The 18176-nt window shown below is 68.7% G+C and carries 12 protein-coding genes and 5 pseudogenes; 5 read left to right on the top strand and 12 right to left on the bottom strand.

Annotation, left to right across the window (positions count from 1 at the left end; all coding sequences use genetic code 11):
* Positions 1–11 precede the first annotated feature (11 nt).
* The 4 genes from AFB00_RS35700 to AFB00_RS31080 form a co-directional block, all read right to left on the bottom strand.
* Complete coding sequence (locus AFB00_RS35700) at positions 12–2345, bottom strand: transglycosylase family protein (RefSeq protein ID WP_068801065.1); 2334 nt, start codon at positions 2343–2345, stop codon at positions 12–14.
* 68 nt (positions 2346–2413) lie between these two features.
* Positions 2414–3721 carry a glycoside hydrolase family 16 protein gene (locus tag AFB00_RS35395; RefSeq protein WP_068801064.1) on the bottom strand — a complete coding sequence of 436 codons (1308 nt, stop codon included), beginning with the start codon at positions 3719–3721 and terminating at the stop codon, positions 2414–2416.
* Positions 3718–5061 carry a MinD/ParA family ATP-binding protein gene (locus tag AFB00_RS31085; protein ID WP_231974588.1) on the bottom strand — a complete coding sequence of 448 codons (1344 nt, stop codon included), beginning with the start codon at positions 5059–5061 and terminating at the stop codon, positions 3718–3720. The genes AFB00_RS35395 and AFB00_RS31085 overlap by 4 nt, the downstream gene beginning before the upstream one ends.
* Positions 5062–5084: 23 nt before the next feature.
* Positions 5085–5768 carry a hypothetical protein gene (locus AFB00_RS31080; protein WP_068801062.1) on the bottom strand — a complete coding sequence of 228 codons (684 nt, stop codon included), beginning with the start codon at positions 5766–5768 and terminating at the stop codon, positions 5085–5087.
* 533 nt (positions 5769–6301) lie between these two features.
* On the opposite strand from AFB00_RS31080, the gene AFB00_RS31075 reads away from it, so the two are divergent.
* Together AFB00_RS31075 and AFB00_RS31070 are read left to right on the top strand one after the other, a co-directional pair.
* On the top strand, positions 6302–6736 hold the full coding sequence (locus tag AFB00_RS31075) for a transcriptional regulator (RefSeq protein ID WP_068801061.1): 435 nt from the start codon (positions 6302–6304) through the stop codon (positions 6734–6736).
* A gap of 936 nt (positions 6737–7672) precedes the next feature.
* Positions 7673–8143, top strand: a complete 471-nt coding sequence (locus AFB00_RS31070) for a hypothetical protein (RefSeq protein ID WP_068801060.1) — start codon at positions 7673–7675, stop codon at positions 8141–8143.
* Between the two features lie 497 nt (positions 8144–8640).
* Here the strand turns inward: AFB00_RS31070 and AFB00_RS31065 are convergent, their stop codons facing one another.
* Positions 8641–9744, bottom strand: coding sequence for an IS110 family transposase (locus AFB00_RS31065; protein WP_197520039.1), 1104 nt, complete (start codon positions 9742–9744; stop codon positions 8641–8643).
* 971 nt (positions 9745–10715) lie between these two features.
* Here AFB00_RS31065 and AFB00_RS31055 point away from each other — a divergent pair.
* Together AFB00_RS31055 and AFB00_RS31050 are read left to right on the top strand one after the other, a co-directional pair.
* A complete protein-coding gene (locus AFB00_RS31055) occupies positions 10716–11849 on the top strand; it encodes a hypothetical protein (protein WP_156819938.1) in 1134 nt (377 codons plus the stop codon).
* An 83-nt stretch (positions 11850–11932) separates the two neighbouring features.
* Positions 11933–13066 carry an amidohydrolase family protein gene (locus AFB00_RS31050; RefSeq protein ID WP_197520038.1) on the top strand — a complete coding sequence of 378 codons (1134 nt, stop codon included), beginning with the start codon at positions 11933–11935 and terminating at the stop codon, positions 13064–13066.
* 30 nt (positions 13067–13096) lie between these two features.
* Here AFB00_RS31050 and AFB00_RS35565 read toward each other — a convergent pair whose 3' ends face one another.
* From AFB00_RS35565 to AFB00_RS32800, 4 genes and pseudogenes are all read right to left on the bottom strand, one after another.
* Positions 13097–13228: a hypothetical protein gene (locus tag AFB00_RS35565; RefSeq protein ID WP_257785268.1), complete on the bottom strand. Its 132-nt coding sequence runs from the start codon at positions 13226–13228 to the stop codon at positions 13097–13099.
* 127 nt (positions 13229–13355) lie between these two features.
* On the bottom strand, positions 13356–14483 hold the full coding sequence (locus AFB00_RS31040; RefSeq protein ID WP_231974586.1) for a glucuronyl esterase domain-containing protein: 1128 nt from the start codon (positions 14481–14483) through the stop codon (positions 13356–13358).
* Between the two features lie 327 nt (positions 14484–14810).
* The gene (locus AFB00_RS36545) at positions 14811–15002 is read right to left on the bottom strand and encodes an FDXHR family putative zinc-binding protein (protein ID WP_442965902.1); all 192 of its coding nucleotides are present in this window, start codon (positions 15000–15002) and stop codon (positions 14811–14813) included.
* Positions 15003–15084: 82 nt separating this feature from the next.
* Positions 15085–15288, bottom strand: a pseudogene (locus AFB00_RS32800) (transposase); the annotation flags it as partial.
* A 16-nt stretch (positions 15289–15304) separates the two neighbouring features.
* On the opposite strand from AFB00_RS32800, the pseudogene AFB00_RS31035 reads away from it, so the two are divergent.
* Positions 15305–16056 (top strand): annotated as a pseudogene (locus AFB00_RS31035) (IS256 family transposase); the annotation flags it as partial.
* 34 nt (positions 16057–16090) lie between these two features.
* Here AFB00_RS31035 and AFB00_RS31030 read toward each other — a convergent pair.
* The 3 pseudogenes from AFB00_RS31030 to AFB00_RS35390 form a co-directional block, all read right to left on the bottom strand.
* A pseudogene (locus AFB00_RS31030) lies at positions 16091–16654 on the bottom strand (transposase); the annotation flags it as partial.
* A gap of 112 nt (positions 16655–16766) precedes the next feature.
* Positions 16767–17195: pseudogene (locus AFB00_RS32795) on the bottom strand (helix-turn-helix domain-containing protein); the annotation flags it as partial.
* Between the two features lie 140 nt (positions 17196–17335).
* Positions 17336–18032, bottom strand: a pseudogene (locus AFB00_RS35390) (IS5 family transposase); the annotation flags it as partial.
* Positions 18033–18176: the final 144 nt, after the last annotated feature.

The raw sequence follows: 18176 nt of genomic DNA, 5'->3' as shown, positions 1-18176 counted from the left end.
TTGGTCATGGCTCAGGCCAGTCCCAGCTTCTTCGAGCACGCCGGCCACGCCGAGTAGCCGCCGCGATCGGCGCGGACCTTCTCCGCGACCGCGATCTGCTGCTCGCGGCCGGCCTCGTGCGCCGATCCGGTACCGCCGTAGGCCTCCCAGGTGGCCTGGTCGAACTGCAGGCCGCCGGAGTAGCCGTTGCCGGTGTCGATCGCCCAGTCACCGCCGGACTCGCACTGCGCGAGCCGGTCCCAGGTCGCCGCCCGGGTGCTGTCGCCCGCGGCGCCGTCCGTGGCAGCCGTGGGGGCCTTCTCCGGGTCGCGGGGCTGCTGCCCGTCAGCCGACCCGGCATCGCCGGTCCGGTCCTGCCCACCCGAGGGGGCACCGTCCGGACCGTCACCGCGAGCCTCGTCGCCGGACGACGTCGTGTCGTCCTGGCCCTGGCCGCCGTTCGACTGGCCAGCGCCGGTGTCGGTGTCGGTGTTGTTGCTGCCGGTGGCGCCGGGACGCTGGATGGGCTCGCCGGCCTGCGGCTGCTGCGCAGCACCCGAGCCCTCCTGCGACCCGCCGGAGCCAGGCCCGGTGCTATCCGCGCCAGCGCTGCTATCCCCGTCAGCGCTGCTGTCCCCACCTCCGGTGGAGGGCTGCTCCGCGCTGTCCGAGCTGCCCTGCCCCGCGTCCTGCTCATCGGGTTGGGCGGAGCCGCTGTCCGGGCTGACGCTGCTGGAGCTGGAGCTGGAGCTGCCGGTCCCGTTCTGCGAGCCGATCCCCGCGGCGTCGAGCTTCTCGGCCAGCTGCTCGGCCAGCGGGTCGGCGTCGGCGGCCTGGTGAACCTGCTCGGCCAGCTTCTCCGCGCCCACCTCCCAGGCGTCGCCGGCGCTACCGTCGCCTGCGGACTCGGTCGAGGGCTGCTGCGTCGACCCCGGGCTGGTCCCGCTACCCGCAGAGCCGTCAGACGAATCGGAGCCCGAGCCGGTGGACGAGCTGGAGGAGTCAGGGCTGCTGGAGGAGTCGCTGCCGGTCGGATCGCTGCCGGTGGTCTCCGTCGGCGAGTCCGGCTCCGACGAGTCCGGTCCGGACGAGCCGGATGAGTCGGGGGAGCCCCCGCCCGGGGTGGTGAGGTCGCCGAGCTGGTCGATCTTGTCCAGGTCCGCGGGGTCTGCGCCGAGCTTCTCGAGCTTGTCGCGGTCGAGCGCCCCCAGGATCGAGGTCCGCAGGTCCCCTGCGCCGGCGTCGGGGCTGGCACCCAGGGCCTGCATCAGCTCCCCGACCAGCTGGATCGCGATGCGCGCCTTCTCCAGATCCTCACCGGATCCGCCGCTGCCGCTGCTGCTGCTCGACGTCGAGCTGGACGAGCTACCCGAGTCTGAGTCGATTCCGGAGGAGCCATTGGAGGTGCTGCTGGTCGGGTCGCCGCTGTCGTCGGTGTCGCTGGTCGGGGGCTCATCGGACCCGGTCGAGCTGCCGGTGTCGGGCTGGGCAGCGGCGTCGCCCGAGGACGTGCTGCTGGGCTCGGGAGTCGGTGTCGGTTCGGCGGCAGACGACCTCGGCGCTGCCGGCACCGCCGGTGCTGCTGGGGCCGGATCCGGGGCCGGCTTCTGCGGTGCCGGCCGTGCTGCTGGTGCTGCTGGTGCCGCCGCGGCGGGGGCGGTGGTGGCTTCGGCGTGGCTGACGCAGGTCTCGGGCAGCGGGGGCTCGGCCTGACGGCGCGGGTTGGGCGCCGCCGGTCCTCGGCTGGTCTTCGAGCTGTCCGCGGCGGGCTTGGGCGCGGTGGCCTTGTCGAGCGCGTCTCCGGCGCCGGTGACGGCGTCGACCGCTCCGTCCGCGGCCCCACCGAGGGTCTGGCCGAGCTCGCCGATCGGGCCGGGCTCTGGTGGTGGGGGCTGGGTGGGCAGCATGTCGGCCGGGGTCGGGCCCAGGCCGGCCCGGGCCAGACGGGCCGCGACCTGACGGAGGTGCGGGTCGGCGGGGTCGAGGGTGTTGAGCTGGTCGGAGACGTCGACGGCCTTCTGCCGCCAGCCGGCGGGCTGGGTCGCGGGGGTGAAGCCGAGACCGGCGATCTCGCGGGCCAGGCCCTGGGCGCGGGTGTCGTCGCTGACGGCGAGGTCGGCAAGTAATGCGCGGGTCTGGGTGCGGGTCTCGCGGGCGGCGGCGAGGGTGCGGGCGGCCTTGCCCTCGTTGCAGCCCAGCGCAGCCAGACCGAGTTCGGCCGGGAGCGGGCTGAGAGAGAACGCGGTCACCCCGACCAGCGCTCCGGCGGTCAGGACCGCGACCGCGGCGCGGCGGGCGGCCGGACCTTGTGAGGACGGGGGCAGGTGCTCTGCCCAGGAGGGGCGGGGCTTGCGGTTTCGGGGCATGTCACAGGTCCTCTGTCGTGTGATCCGGGGGCTGACTCACAACCAGGTCGGGAAGGTCGGTTTGTTGATCAGCCGCTCCCGCGCGATTCACCGCCGCCGGAATCGCCGCTGCCGGTGTCGCCGCTGCCGGTGTCGCCGCTGTCTTCGCCGGCACCGCGACCGCTGTCCCGGCCGCCGCTGTCCGAGCCGCTGTTGCCGCCTGTGGTCAGGTCTGCCCCTGCGTTGACGCCGTCCTGGCCCGCGGAGATGTCGACACCCGCGCCCACCCCGCCGTCGGTGAGCTCGTACTGGCGGACCCAGTCGACGTGCATCGCCGCGCCGCCTGAGGCGTCGCCGCCGAAGTAGTCGAGCTGGATGGTCAGGTGCATCGGCCCGGGCGGGTTGTGGGAGGTGTCGTCGTCGGTGAACCAGGGCTTGCCGTCGACGAGGTAGGTGATCTTGTCGGGGGTCCACTCGACGGCGAAGGCGTGCCACTGGGTGGCGTCGACCTGCACCGAGCCCTGGGTCTGGGAGTTGTCCGAGCCGTAGTGCAGGAACCCCTCGACCTTCTGCCGGGTCCCGTCGGAGATCTCCATGAAGTCGACCTCGCCGCCCTCGGGCCAGTTCTCCGCGGTGGGCCAGAGCAGGAACAGGGTGTGCAGCGACCCGGCCCCGGGTAGGGACTGGGCGCAGCCCTCCCAGCGCCCGTACTGCTGGCTGTGGGGCGACCAGGCCATTCCGCCGGCGTCGCCGTTCTCCGAGCCGGTGATGGTCAGCTGCCCGTCGGCGACGCTGATCGCGTCCGGGGTCCGGCGGCCGTTGCCGCCGTGGCCGGGCCCGTCGTAGGCGTTCCAGTCCCCGGAGATCGAGGTGCCCTCGAACTCATCAGCCACCTTCGGCTCGCCCCAGCCGAGCGTGTCCGCCGCGGTGGTCTTGCACTTGCTGGCAGCTCCGCCGCCCGAGCCCGTCCCGCCGCCAGAGCTGTTCCCCGGGTCGGAGCCGTTGCCTCTGGAGCCGTTGCCTCCGGAGCCGTTGCCTCCGGAGTCGTTGCTGCCCGAGCCGTTGCCTGTGCTCGGGGCCGTACCGGTGTCGCTGGAGTCGTTGCCGGACCCACCCGACCCGCCGGAGCCGGACCCGCTGGAGTTGCCGGTGCCAGGCTCGTAGCACTGGGCCGGGATGAAGCCGGGCTTGTTCGCGCCCACGTCGAGCAGGGCTCGGCGCAGCTTCTCCGCCCGCGCGGAGGTGTCGCCAGTGAGCTCGGCAAGCACGTGCACCGCGGTGATCCGCCACCCGCACTCCACCCCGCCCTCGGGGGCGGCGGCCGGGACGAGCCCGGACGCGGTCAGGGTGGTGGTGAGCGCCAGCGCGGCGCCCACCACCAGCTGCGGGCTGATCACCGGGGACCACCGGGGTCGGTCGGCGGGGTGCGGAACCCGTGGCTGGCCAGCCCGTGGGTGCGCCGGCCCTGGAAGCCCTCGGCGACGGTCGCGGCGAGCTCGAGCGCGGCGTCGCGCGCGGCGGGGGTGAGGGCGTCGAAGTCGATGATCCCGCCGGCCTGCAGGTGCGGGTCCGGGGGAAGGACGATCACCGCGCGGCACCGTTCGGCGAAGAAGTCGCGGATGACGCGGTCGTCGATGTCGGGGCTGTGGCGGTCGTAGGACAGCACCACCACCGCGTCCTCGGTGAGGTGGCGGTATCCGTTGGCGGCCAGCCAGCGGAAGGTGCGAGCGGCGCGGGAGGCGCCGTCGTTGGTCGGGGCACCGACGATGACCAGCGAGTCGGCGTGGCGCAGGCTGCCCTGCATCGCCGAGTGCACGATCCCGGTTCCGGAATCGGTGATGATCGCGTTGTAGTAGCGGGCCAGCAGCCGCAGCGCGGCCTCGTAGTCGCCCGCGGAGAACGTCTCCGACAGCTCGGGCTCCTGCTCGGAGGTCAGAACCTGCAGGCGCCCGGCGAGATGGGTGTAGCCGGCCAGGTCGGTGTGGGCGCGGATCTCGTCCAGGGCGTAGAGCAGGTCGCGCACGGTGGTCTTCGCGGCCAGGGTCTCGCCGACGAGGCGGTCGCCCAGGGTGCCGGCGTCGGGGTTGGCGTCCATCGCGATGACCCGGTCCCCGCGGTACTCCGCGAGCGCGAGCCCGAGCAGCGCGGAGACGGTGGTCTTGCCGATCCCGCCCTTGATCGAGCCGACGACGACGCTGTGCGGGCCGGGCAGCGGGGTGCGGATCTTCTGCAGCTGATCGCGCAGCCGGGCCTCGGCCTCGGACAGTCCGGGGTTCCAGCGGCCGCCGGTCAGCTGGTAGGCGACGTGGCGCCATCCCTGCTGCGGACGGGCCCGCCGCTCGCGGACCACGCCCGACAGCACGCCGGTCTGCTCGTCCCAGGCCGGGCGGAACGCCTGCGGATCCTCCGAGGCAACCGGGCCCCGATGACCCGGGGCGGGGGGAGGTGCCACTGGGGCCGGACCTGACGGGGACGGCGCCGACGATGACGGCGCCGCCGGGCCGCCCGGCTCCACGGTCGTCAGCGGTGACTCGGCAAGGAAGGGCTCCGGTGCGGGCACCGGGCGAGACGGCGAGCTGCTCGGCCAGTTCGCCGACGCGCTCTCCTGAGCGGCCGGGGGCTCGGTCGCGGGGACCTGTGCCCCGTCGTGCCCGGCGGTCGGGGCGGCCCATCCAGCGCCCGCGTCCAGCCAGGACGGGGCGGCGGGGGTCTTGTTGTGGCCGTTGGAGGAGGACATCAGCAGCTACCTCTTGGTGGGGGTCAGGAGGAATCGGTGGGGCGCAGGTGCGGGTCGACGACCAGGTGGCCCTCGTCGTCGCGGGTGACGGGAACCGTCATCCGGACCCAGTTCGCCTCGACCGCCGTCCACGCCGGGTCCGCCTCGGGCGGGGCGCACGAGGGGCCGAGCAGCCCGGGCACGTTCACCTCTGCGGACCCGGCGTGGCGCGGGGTCTCGGGAGGCGGGCAGGCGCGCGCGTACGTGGTGACCCGCACGATCACCTCGACGAACACCACCGTGTCGCCGGGCCGGTAGAGCCGGCCCGGCAGTGGTGAGTCGGCGCGCTGCCTGCCCGCGCCCGACCACCCCCAGGTGCAGGCCTGGGGGTCAGCGAGCAGAGGCCGCAGTACCTCTGCCCGACGGCTCGGGACGTCCTCGTCGAACGACTGGAAATCGGTGGCGAACCGTCCCGCGAAGCTCGCCGCCTCCAGGTCCGAGATCGGCTCCAGGGATCGCACCGAACGGGAGAAGGAGTCCTGGCCAGCGGTGTAGCGCGTCACGGAGGCGTCGGCCGCAGCGGCGCGAGTACGGCGAGGTGGGACCCGCTCGCGGGGGAGGTCGGTGTCCAGCCGCACCTGGGATCGCGCGAGCGCACCGGCGGGCTCAGAACCGGCGGCGGCGGTGTCGACGTCGGCGGGCTGCTCCGGCGCCGGTGGCGGTTCCACCTCCTCCTCTCGCGCCCGCGCGGCCTCGCGGTCGGTGGCGGCAGGCGGAGCGGAATTGTGAGGCGGCGGTCGGAACAGGGCAGGAGCGGGTGCGTTGGCCGCGCCGTGGCCGCGGTGGTCGTCCGACTTGCTTCCGCCGTCGACGGCATCGATGCCCGAGGTCCTGTCGGCTGGTGCAGCGGCTCCGTCGGAGCCCAACCCGGGGGCAGTGCGCCACGGCGCGCTGGGAGCCGGTGCGGGACGGGACCGGATCGGCATCACACCCACCGCCCTGCGCGGTGCCGCCGAGACGTCGGTGCCATGACGAACACTTCCTCCATAAAAGTAGATCAGAATAATCCCTGGATCTGGAATACGAGACTGCGAGACGCAACTATCCGCGCGGAGCGACAGCTGGTCAACCAATCGTGTGCGAGATCCGGTTCCTAACCTGCGGGTGGGCGCCCCGGCTGGGATCCGGCGTTGGGCGCCGCTAGCGTCACAGCGTCCCGTGCCACGACCACGGGGTCGGCGCGTTCGTACGGAGGTGACTGGTGGCAGACGAGCCTCGCGTCGGCGACGCGCCGCGGACGCTGGCCGAGAAGCTGAACCACCTCGCCCGCCCGCCCGGTAGCACCCGTGCTCTCTACCTCGACGAGATCGTCGAGGGGATCGAAGCCGTGGGCGGGCAGGTCTCGCGCGCCACGCTGAACACGATGATGCGAGGACGCAACACCAACCCACGCCGAAGCACCATCGAAGCCCTGGCCACCTACTTCAAGGTTTCGGTCTCCTACCTGCTCGACGACCCGCATCCCGCCCTCACCGACAGCGAACACGAGCTGCTCGCGAAGTTGCGCGACCCCGACCTCGTCGCACTGGTCAGCGGCATCAGCGAGCTGCGCCCCGAGACCCGTCGGTCCCTCGCCCGGATCGTCGACGACCTGCGGCAGATGCAGAACAGCGAACAGGCTCACCGCTCCTCCTGAGTGACCGCGGCGCGTGCTTGGAGCGCCTGATGGGCCGTGAGTGCCGACTCGAGTGCCTCCGCGGCGAGACTCAGCCACCGTTCCGTGCTCTCGCCCCCTGGCTCCGCGGCACCGGTACCTTTCGCATCGAACGTCTGTTGAATCGAGGTCAGCGCGTGGACGGCTGCGCTGGACAGCGATGTCAGCTCGCCCTCCAGCCTGCTGATCAGCTGGGCCGTACCTCCGTTCTGCTGCGACGCCGGCTGAGCAACCGCAGATGTCAGTCCAGGAGGCGACTCGCGCCGCGGGGGCGACAGTTGCCGCTCCGCCGGACCTTGCGGTCGAAGCGAGGGTGCGCGGCGCTCACGCGCAAGCAGTGCGGCCTCCTTCGGGGCCGCTCCGTCAACGGCGCTGCGGGGAAGTAGTGCCTCGACACCTCGGGCTTCGGCGGCGGGCGCATCCTCATTCGCAGGAAGCGCGGCGGCGGTCGGCCTGGCTCCCTGCGCTGGTTCGCTGGTGTGGAGGAGGGCGGGCAGGGCCTCGTCCGGCATCGTGCACCTCGCCTCGGGCTCGGTCAGGATCGGAGAACTCCCGCAGCTTGGTGCGGTGGTCCGGCAGAACCTGGCAACTAGATGGAGATCGATTCGCGTGAGCGAAAGACGTGTGACCACTACGGTGTGGCGTCCACGTACAAGATCAGGCTGAGCTGTCGTCGACGCACCCTGAACCTGCTGTGTCGCTGAGGATGCACCGCACCTGAGCAGCGCCGATGATGGCAGCGACGGTGCCGGTAGAGCGGGGTCGGAAGGTAACACCTGACATGCATATCAGCGAAACAGCGCTGCGGCAAGATTCGCTAGTGCGAGGAGCGACGAACGTCCGAGGCGACGATGGCCCTGGCGGGCGACGTCTCACCGGCTACGCTGCGCAGCAGGCCAGAGGAGAAGGGGGACGCGGATGTCCGAGTCTCACGAGGAGAATCCCGCGCTCGGTTCGTTGGCTGAACGCATCAACTACCTGTTCGCGTCGATAGCACCTGAGCATGGCGACCGGCCGGAGTACACCGGGCAAGAGGTGATCAGCTGGCTGCGCCAGCGCGGATACGAACTGTCGGCATCGCATCTTTCGGAGTTGCGACGGGGTATCAAGACGAACCCCACCATGCGGGTTATCGACGGGCTGGCGCGATTTTTCGCAGTCCGCGTTGGCTTCTTACACGGCGACCCTGACGCTGTCCGTGACGTGATGGCAGAGATTCGTCTACGGCGTGCCCTTCGTGAGGCACAAGTGACAGACATCGCGGCAAGGGTTGCTGGCCTCGATCCCGAGCAACGCCACGCGGTCGCCGACTTCATTACCCAGATCGTGTACGAGCAGACCACGGGTAAGAAGGGAGACCTACCAGGTCGAGGCACCTCAAACAAGTAGAGAGGTGTCGAAACGTCGGAAAGATACTGAGATGATGGCCCGAACGGAATCTTCGCGGAACGAGCCGGATAGTGTCGAGACCCGTATGCGTCGATTGCTCGCACTGTTTCGTGTACCCATGGAGGGCGATGGTCCACCGTATTGGGTAACGCTCGGCGTACACCTCACAGCTGATATGGAGGTCACTTCTGTCAAGTGGGCAGGGGTGATCGGCCCCTCGATATCTGGTATCGGGGCTGCTCAGGGCGGTTGTGGGCCCGACGGGGCCGGGTGGGTGGAGGCGTGTCGGCTCGACGCGCGGTCAGACTGATATACGCGGGTTGGTCACCGCATGACCGGGTGTTCGTCGGGAGCGTTCCGCGAGTCTAGGGGCGAGCGTCGCCTCGTCCCGAGCTGATCGGGGCTGAGCTGCTCATAGCTGTATCGCGGGTCGCTCCTCGCGCTGCCTGCATCCTCTCCCGACTCCCGCCGGGGTCTGTGGCGGCCGAGCCAGAGGCTCAGCCGGTTCTCGCTGCGGCCGTTTCCTCGAGGGTGGCCAGGCTCCAGCACCAGCCGGCGAGCTCGCGGGCGACCGCGACGACAGCCACGGTCGGTCGCTTGTTGCGGTGGTCCAAGCGGGTCCAGCGCTGGTGCAGGCGCCGGTTCCCGGCGTCGGCGCGGTCGCGGACCACGGCGGGTTGCCCATCGGCGCGTCGGGCCCGTTCCCGGCTCGGGCGCAGCGGGCGGCGGTGGTGCCAGGCCGCTTCGACCAGCAGCCGCCGGGCATGCGAGTTACCGGTCTTGGTGATCCCGCCCTGGACCCGCCGCGACCCGGAGGAGAACTCCGAGGGCACCAGCCCGAGGTAGGAGCCGATGGTGGCGCCGGTGAACCGGTGCCAGTCGGCGACCTCGACGCACAGCCCGGTCGCGGTCAGCGTCGAGACGCCCCGCAGACACGACAGCCGCCCGACCGGCCCGGCCAACACCGGGTCGCTGGCGGCCATCTCGACGATCGCAGCGTCGAGCCGAGCCCGGCGGGCATGGACGGTGAACACCGCATCCAGGGCCTCGTCGAAGGCGAGCTGGACACCGCGCCGGTCGAAGTGGTGACTGCGCAGCCAGACCTCGTGCGCGGCGGTCCAGGCGGTGTTGTCCCAGACCAGGCCCTGGCGCAGCAGCAGCTTGGAGAGACGGTGGCGGGCCCGCATCAGGTCGCTGCGGCAGTCCTCGCGAGCCCGGACCAGGTCCCGGGCGGCTTCTTCGGCCTCGGTCGGGACCCGCACCCCGGGGACCTCACCGATCCGCAGCAACCGCGCCAGCCGCTCCGCGTCGCGCCGGTCGGTCTTGACCTTGTCCCCGGACGGTCGCTCGATCTTCGACGGCGCCACGACCTCGCAGGCCACACCCGCGGCCCGCAGCGCCCGCGCCAGCCCGAATCCGGTCGGGCCGGCCTCGTAGCAGGCCATCACCGGACCGGGCTGCGCACGCACCCACTCCACGATCTGCTCAGTCCGCGCCCCGATCCGCTGCGTCCGGATCTCAGCTGCACTCTCCTCGATCGCGCAACCGATCACTGATCGCGCATGGACGTCCAACCCGACCCACGTACCCTCGCCCGACACCGGCGCCTCCCCGTAAATGCGGCACCGTCACCCAACGACGGCGACCCGCGCCAACTTACGAGCGGAGGCGCCGGCCTCCATACGGTCTAGCCTGAGAGGCGGCAAAGAGTTGAATGACGCTGAGCTTATTCTATCGTCGCTCCTCAATCCGGGGACGGTGAACACGACACCGTCCGTGGATGCGGTGGATGTAGTACTCCGCTACATCGGCGGGCCTCAGCGCTATTTCGATTTGACGCAGCCCCGGTTCGAGTCCGAGACTCGTCTACTGCTGGCGCAGTTGGAAAAAATGGGCGTTTCTGCGTTTCGCATGTGTCGAGCGTATATGCGTGAATTTGATCGTGTTGCCGCATTGGAACTCCTCGTCGACGTGACAAGCAGCGTCGCCCCTCGCGCCCACGAAATCGGGTCGGAGGGCTAAGATCACGCGTCAGGGGTAGCAGGACGACTGGACGGGGACAGAACTCGATGAACGAGCGTCAACTCCGTAGCCGGGCCCGAGAGCTCCTGCGCGACTTGGGGTGTCGCCGCACCCCTTCGCCCACCGAGCTGTGTGCGCGTCTGGCGAGACGTCTCGGTCACCCGATCGAGCTGGTCGGCAGGAGCCTTCCTTCCGTCCGCTCTTTCGGCTGCGTCTTACCATTTCCCGACAAGTACCTCATTACATACCTTACTGACCTGTCAGAAGAGCGTCAGAACTACACGATCTATCACGAGGTCGCGCATATTGTGCTTGGTCATCTTCTCGTTGGCGAGACCGGCATGCCACTGTTGTGCGGATCCCTCCTTGTCAATCAGGATGATGACCCAATTGGGTCGCACTACGACCAGCGATCCGAGTGGGAAGCAGAAACGCTCGGAGCGATTCTGTCAAGCTGGTCCAAGCTGCCCATCCGCGCCGAGTGGGACGACCTAGGGCGAACAGGCAGTGCTCTTGGGCGAGCTCTCGGCGGACAGGGAGTATGAGAGAGATGTCGTACTTCCTGGCAGTGGCATGCGGAGTCGTTTTCATGTGGAGGCTGCTCCATGCATTGAGGGCGCCCCACTCGCCAGATCCCTGGGCTTCAGTGCTTTTCAGCGCCGGCCTCGGCGTGATGGTCCTACTCAACCGGCCGGATTTTTCTAAATGGGTTGACGAAGTTCTGGGATCTCACGCAGCCGGCATCGTGCGCAATCTCGTCATTGTCGGCGCTTTCGCGTCGATGCAGCTGTTCTACTTTCGTAACATTGCCGAATACAGACCGCGGCAACGCCGATACGTCGAAATCATAGCGCTGACCGCGACCGTACTGGTCATCCTGATCGTGCCGCTGTTCGTTACGGCGCCGTTCGAACTGAGCTTCACGAGTCGTGATATTCAGGACCCAGCGGTGCTGGTGTTCTTCATATCTGTAAGTGTATATCTCGTATACGCTTGTATTACGCAAGTATACTGGGCTACCCGGGACAGTGTTACGCTCTACCAAAAACAGGCTTGGGATTTCCTTGTTGTTGCAATTTCGCTCGCGGTGGGCTGCGGTGTCTATCTCATCTTGTTGGGCGCGCGAGTCTCGTATTACACGCAGGCCCTCTTCGGCTCTGGTTCTGTGTCTATAAACATGTGGTCCGGAGGCCTGGTTGCGATCCGGGTGTCCGTGTTGGCGATGCTCCTCGCGGTTTTCTACCCCGGTGCCGCCGCTGACTTCAGGCTACTTCTGCACCGTGGTGCGCAGATTTACTCCTATGCGCGGCTCGCGCCTCTGGATCGAGTCGTCCGATCGCTTTACCCGGAACTGGTTCGGCCAGGTGTACCCCTCGGCGGCGGGGACAGCAGCGAAGTCAGAAGGCGGGTGTGGAGCTTGCCGTCTCGCCTCTCGTGTGAGCTGCGCGAGCAGCGCTGTAGCGATGGATACGCGCGACTCTACAACGTGCTCGCTGGCTTCACTGCAGACGATCGGCCTGATGTTTCGGTCGCTGTCGATCAGCTCCGGAACATGCCTAGTGATCTCCCCGAGCGGGCACGGACGGGCGAAACAGTGGCCCTTGTAGAGGTGTCGGAATGGCTCCGGCGATACCGAGTTCTGCAGATACTATCCACTCAGGCTGTGAAGAGCGAAGCTAAGTAAGGATGAATGCCTCAATGGCGAAAATCGTTGTAGCGGACCGGCTCATCTCGCGAGGGCGGGAGCGTCCCGAAGGTGGGGATGCGGTGCGTGTCTCGCAGGGCCGGATCGACGCGATCGGCAGCGCAAACGAGCTCATCGCGGCAGATCCCGAGGCGACCGTCTCACGCTTCCCTGGGCACAGTATCATGCCCGGGCTCATCAACAGCCACGTCCATCTCGGTGGCGATTGCAGTAAGTCATCGTTCGACACGTTGTGTTCAGGCGCGCCCGACGACGTACGAGCCCTGATCCGGGCCAACGCACGGAGCTGCCTGCGAGCCGGATGCACCACAGTCCGAGACCTCGGGGACGCCGGTGGATACGTCGCGAGGTTCCGCGACTCGACTGCAGACGCTGACAGCGTGCGGCCCACAGTGCTCTCCGCGGGGACCCCGCTCACGATCACAGGTGGACACTGCTGGTACCTGGGCGGTATCGCGGACTCGGCGGCGGAGATTCGGTCTGCAATTGACTGTGCGGCCGGTGATGTAGACCTAATCAAGATCATGGCGGGTGGTGGGTATGTGACGTCAGAGGGACCCACCCCGTTCGACGCGCAATACTCCACTGAGCTAATCCGGGTTGCCGTTGAGCATGCTTCACGGTACGGGCTGCAAGTGGCAGCTCACGCTCACGGCACCGAGCCAATCGTTCGGTGCATTGAAGCAGGGGTATCCACCATCGAGCACTGCGGATGGCGGTCGGGTCCTGGCCAGAGGGACCAGAATGAAGAAGCCGTCCGAAAGATGGCCCAGCAGAAAACGGCCGCTGGCGACACTACCCCCGCTGTCTGGCGCGACATAGCAAAGTACGTCACAACCCCAGACTACAAGTTCGGCAGCCAGCTCACTTGGATGGCGGAGAATGATGTTCGAATCCTGATCGGAACAGACTCTGGAGTGCCCGGAACCGAGTTCGATCAGCTAAAACTGAGCATGGAGTTGTATGAAGAGCTGGGCTTCGCTCGTCGCGATATCATCGACATGGTCACAACAGGAGCGGCCGAGGCTCTCGGAATCGGCCATAAGACAGGGGATCTGAAGGCAGGGCTGGCGGCCGATCTGCTGATCGTAGCGGGCAACCCGCTCAATGACCTCGATTGTCTACACCGGCCACATCGAGTTATCGCTCAGGGCGTTGTGTACTCGCAGCAAGATCTTGTCGACGAGCAGAGTTAGAAGGGTCGAACGGACGCTTCTGACGCCCCCTCATCCGGCGGTGGGGCTCGCGGCCTGCTGCGCCGGGGCGCGGTAGTCCGGTCGCCGTTCCGGGCTCGGTGGACTCGCGGCTCCCACAGCGAAGTACTCGTTGACCAGCAGCGGAGCCGTCGACGCGGTCACGGCCCTGTCCTGGCCGGTTCGACCGTCGAGCACCAGCGGCCCGGCGGGGGGCGTCGCGGTGCAGCCTGCCAGCACGGCCGCGACCACGAGCGCCGCGGCCGCAGCACCCCGGCCCCGCCGCTGTGGTCTAGCGGGTGAACAGGTCGCTACCGAGGTAGATGTCCCAGTCGGCGTCTTCAAGGCCGTGTCCCCCGGATCGCAGGTGGTAGCTCATGCCCGGGCCGCGGAAGCCCTTCCCCGTGGCCGGCGGCCAGGTCGCGGACGACAGGCCGGTCTCCCCGAGCCCGTAGAGCTCATAGACCGGGGCGGCACCGAGGTAGGACAGGAACTCGCCCTGGGGGTCGGCGTTGCCGTCGTCGGCGGCCGAGGCGACCACGACCCGGCCCGGCGCGATCAGCGCGAGCAGCTCGTTCTGGTCCACCGGCAGGGCGTCGGCGTTGCCGTCGTAGCGCTTGTAGGTCTCGGGGAACCAGTGCGGGAACTGGGAGTTGATCGCCGAGATCGACTCCCCAGCCGAGTCGCGGCGGGCGAGCTTCGCGCCGGTGGAGCCGGAGTTGTTCGAGATCACCACCGGAAACCGCGGATCTTGAGCGCCGGCCCACAGCGCGGCCTTCCCACCGCGGGAGTGCCCGATCACCGCGACTTTGCCCGGGTCGATGCCTGTGCTGGTGGCGTCGTCGGTCTGCAGGTAGTCCATCGCCCGGCTTGCGCCCCACGCCCAGGCGCTGATCGTGCGCCCGGCGTCGGCGGGCAGGTCCTGGCTGGGCGGGTAGAAGGCGTTGATCACGCCGTTGCGGTAGGAGCCGGCGTCGTCGGGGGCGATCTCCTCGGCGTTGAGCGCGGCCAGGGCGTACCCGGCCCCGGTGATCGTCGCGGCGGGGGCGTAGCCGCCCGAGCCGGGATCATCCCCGACCGAGCCGCGGTGGTCGATCAGCAGGAACGTGCCCTTCGGCGTGCCCGACGTCGGCGTGAACAGCCGCAGCGTGAAGCTCGCGTCCCCCTGCGGGCCGGTCACTGTGATGGTGACCTTCTTCGCCGAGCCGCCTCCGCCGCCGGCCTCGGAGTACGTCGTCTTCGCCGGCGTAGGCAAGGTCGTGCCGTAGACGTTCTCCTCGAACGCCGCGAGCAGCTCCGGACGCTGCTGCTCCCAGGCCCGCGCACTGGTGATCCGCTCACCGGAGCCCGACACCAGCGGATCCGGGACACCCAGGTCATCGAGCGGACCCGCCACCCGGGCCACAGCCGCCGCCGACACCGGACGACTCTCGGCGCTGGACCCCGCGGTGCGGGTCACCGTCGAGCCGGACGTCCCTGCGGGAAGCACAGCTGCGACGACCACGAGAGTCCCCACCAGAACACCGATCGACGACAGCCGCCGCCGCCCGTAAGCAGGCATCATCTGTATCCATTCTTCGATACAGAGGAGGCTAGTAGATCTGCTAATATAGATCCACCCGTGCGAGGGCACGAAGCTTCACGAGACGGCGCAGCGGGGGACTCCCATCCCGCGGTAGGTGTACGGTCCGCGAGATGAACTACGCCCCTGACAAACAGGACGCGCTCATCGCGGACGGCCTGCCCCTCAGGGGCGTCGCCAGATGCCGTTCTTGGTCTGGGTCAGTCCGAGAGTGGCCGGGGTTAGGCAGGTGCCGGTAGGGCGGTGGGCGTCCCATAGTGCGGCGTCGTCGAACACCTGCCCGCAGCCGTCGAAGCGGCGACAGCAGTGCGCGCGGTCTGCGCCCACCCAGTCTCGGTCGCAGCATGCGACCCGCACGATCTCTCCCACGATTGCGTCATCCTGCCATCGGTGACACACCGGACCCGGGTGGACGGGCCGCGCGCAGAGCGGTGGGCACCTAGGGCGTGTCTCCTAATGCCCTTAGCCAGGTGATGATCGCCTTCAGCACGACTCCGCCACGGAAGGTCAGGGCGAGTTTGTCGTAGCGGGTCGCCAGGCCGCGCCACTGTTTGACGTCACAGAACCCGCGCTCGACGACGTTGCGGCCGCGGTAGTCGACACGGTCGAACGCGGGTGGTCGACCGCCGCGCGAACCTCGCCGTTGAGGGACTGTCAAGTTTCCGGTGGTCTTCATCGACGCGATTCATGTGAAGATCCGCGACGGGAAGGTCGCCAACCGGCCCATCTACGTGGCGCTCGCCGTCACCTGCGAGGGACGCCGCGAGATCCTCGGGCTGTGGGCCGGTGACCCGAACACCGCAGGTGAGGGCGCGAAGTACTGGCTGCACGTGCTCACCGAGATCCGTAACCGCGGCGTCGCCGACGTGCTCATGGTCGTCTGTGACGGGCTCAAAGGACTGCCCGACGCGATCGAGCAGACATGGCCCGCTGCGATCACCCAGACCTGTGTCGTGCACCTGCTGCGCAACAGCTTCCGCTACGCCGGCCGCCAGCACTACGACGCCATCGCCCGAGCGCTGCGACCGGTCTACACCGCACCGACCGAGGCCGCGGCCACCGAACGGTTCGCCGAGTTCCGCCAGGCATGGGGCGAGCGCTACCCGGCGATCGTGCGGCTCTGGGACAGCGCCTGGGCCGAACTCGTGCCGTTCCTCGCCTTCGACGTAGAGATCCGCACGATCATCTGCACCACCAACGCCATCTGGGCGTGAACGCCCGGATCAGACGGGCGGTCAAGGCCCGCGGGCACTTCCCGAACGAGACCGCCGCCCTCAAATGCGTCTACATGGCGATCATGAGTCTCGATCCCACCGGAGCAGGACAACGCCGCTGGTCGATCCGTTGGAAACCAGCCCTCAACGCCTTCGACATGGCCTTCGACGGACGCCTGTCCGCCGGACGCCGATAGCCCTCAACAGCCAGAGTTACACCGGATACACCGGATACACCGGGTCGAGGGGCCGGCTCTGCCAGTCGGCCATGGCGTCGAGGACCTTGTCGGTGATCGTGGAGATCGTCTGCCGCGAGACCTGGGCGCCGTAGACCTCGGCGAGGTGAGCCTGGACCTCACCGGTGGTCAGGCCCTTCGCCGAGAGCGACAGCACCATCTCATCCACCCCGGACAACCGCCGCTGGCGTTTGGCCACGATCTTCGGTGTGAACGAGCCGTCCCGGTCACGGGGGACCTCGACCTCGACCGGTCCAGCCTCGGTCAACACCGTCTTCGACCGGTGACCGTTGCGGGAGTTCTTCCCGTCGCGCCCGGCCGGGTCGTGGGCTTCATAACCGAGGTGGTCGGTGATCTCACCCTCGAGGGCGGACTCCAGAACCCGCTTGGTCAGCTGCGCGAGCAGCCCGTTCGCCCCGGTGAGGTCGAGCCCGTTCACACGGGCACGACCGGCGAGCTGAGCGATCAACTGCTCATCGACCGGATCGAGCTCTCCCACCCCGTCACCGTCGAGCGCGGCGTCGAGGTCGGTCACCGGCTCCGCTGCCTGGCCTGTCATCGGGTCCACACTCCTTGATCGGAGTTACACCGATGTTCTTACAGTCCCCATGGCGGGAGGGGGTCAAAGTTCCCGGTACCCGCGCGGGGTCAGGTTCTACGAACCGACGACACCCCCAGTCCGCCGGCGGGTCGGGCAGCTCCAGCCAGTCCCACTGGGTCTCCTCGCCCGGCGGGTGGGCGATGATCGCGACGTCGCGTCCCCGGGTGGCCTGACACGGCTCGCAGTGCGGGCGCAGCCCGTAGCGGCGCAACGCCCGGGTGAAGGTCGAGTACCCGCCCTCGTAGCCGAGCTCGGCCAGCTCGTCGAGCAGCGTCACCGCCCACAGGTGCGGATCATCGCCCAGCCGAGCCCGGCAGTAGGCGACGAACGGAGCGAACGGATCCGGACCCGCCGCACGTCGTCGTCCCGGGACGACCTGCCCGGACAGATACCGGCGGATCGTCTTGCGGTCACGCCCCAGATGCCGGGCGATCGCCGAGACCGACCAGCCCCGCGCGTGCAGCGCATGTACTTCCACATCTTCCTCCAGCGAGAGCATCCACCCTCCAGCCCGACGATCCGGTGATCACCGAACCGTGGCCCGAAAGGGCACTGAGCAGCGCAAACGACGCGCCGCACGGACTCATCAACTGAGGAAGTTCAGGTAGCGAGACTGGCCCATTTCAGAGAGCACCATCACCGTTTCCGATGCCCTTGCTGGTCAGCAGGCTCGGGAATGACCGCGACGATCCCGCGCTCACGCAGATGCCGGCGGATCGCACGCGAGGAGTAGGCCTTGTCTGCGCGGACCCGCTCCGGGCGAGTCCGCGGACGACCGGGGCCGACCCGGTCGATACGCAGATGACGCATCAGGTGCAGGAACATCGGGGCGTCGCCGGCCTGGCCGGGACCGACGAGTACGACCAGCGGACGGCCGTGGCCGTCAACGAGCTGGTGGATCTTCGTGCCGAGCCCGCCGCGGGACCGACCGAGTGCGTGATCGTCGGGCTCCACGCGCAGATTCTTGTAGTTCGATCCTGCCCCCTGTGTCCCGCTTGAGGGTCGCGGCGTGCTGATGAGCACGAATGATCGACGAGTCCACCGACACCGCCCAGTCCACCAGCCCCGCGGAGTCGGCATCGGCCAGCAGAGCTGCACGAACCCGATCCCAGGTGCCGTCACCGCAGTAGCGGCGATGCCGCTTCCACAACGTCTGCCAGGGCCCGAACTCGGTCGGAACGTCACGCCAGGCCAGCCCGCAGCGGAACCGATAGATGATCCCCTCGACCACCCGGCGGTGATCGGCGAACGGGCGACCCGGCAGACCGTCCGAGGTCGGCAACAACGGCTCGAGCCTCGCCCACTGGGCATCGTTCAGGACAGCTCGCCGCGACACCCGACGATCATCCCGCAGTCCCGAGCGACCAGATTAGGAGACACGTCCTAGCCCTGGTGATTCACGGAGCTGCGGATTGACCGCGTGATCGGCTGGCGGCGGATCCGGTCCGGTTCGTTCGATGGGTGGGCATGGCGAAGGGGC

Source organism: Pseudonocardia sp. HH130630-07 (assembly GCF_001698125.1).
In the GTDB taxonomy this organism is placed as follows: Bacteria; Actinomycetota; Actinomycetes; order Mycobacteriales; family Pseudonocardiaceae; genus Pseudonocardia.
Note: the sequence above shows the minus strand (reverse complement) of the source record. Positions and strands in the feature narration are given on the sequence as shown.

Coding starts and splice junctions, on each gene's coding strand:
- AFB00_RS35700 (WP_068801065.1), bottom strand. CDS start 2,345: ATGCCCCGAAACCGCAAGCCCCGCCCCTCCTGGGCAGAGCACCTGCCC.
- AFB00_RS31085 (WP_231974588.1), bottom strand. CDS start 5,061: ATGTCCTCCTCCAACGGCCACAACAAGACCCCCGCCGCCCCGTCCTGG.
- AFB00_RS31070 (WP_068801060.1), top strand. CDS start 7,673: ATGTCCGAGTCTCACGAGGAGAATCCCGCGCTCGGTTCGTTGGCTGAA.
- AFB00_RS31055 (WP_156819938.1), top strand. CDS start 10,716: ATGTCGTACTTCCTGGCAGTGGCATGCGGAGTCGTTTTCATGTGGAGG.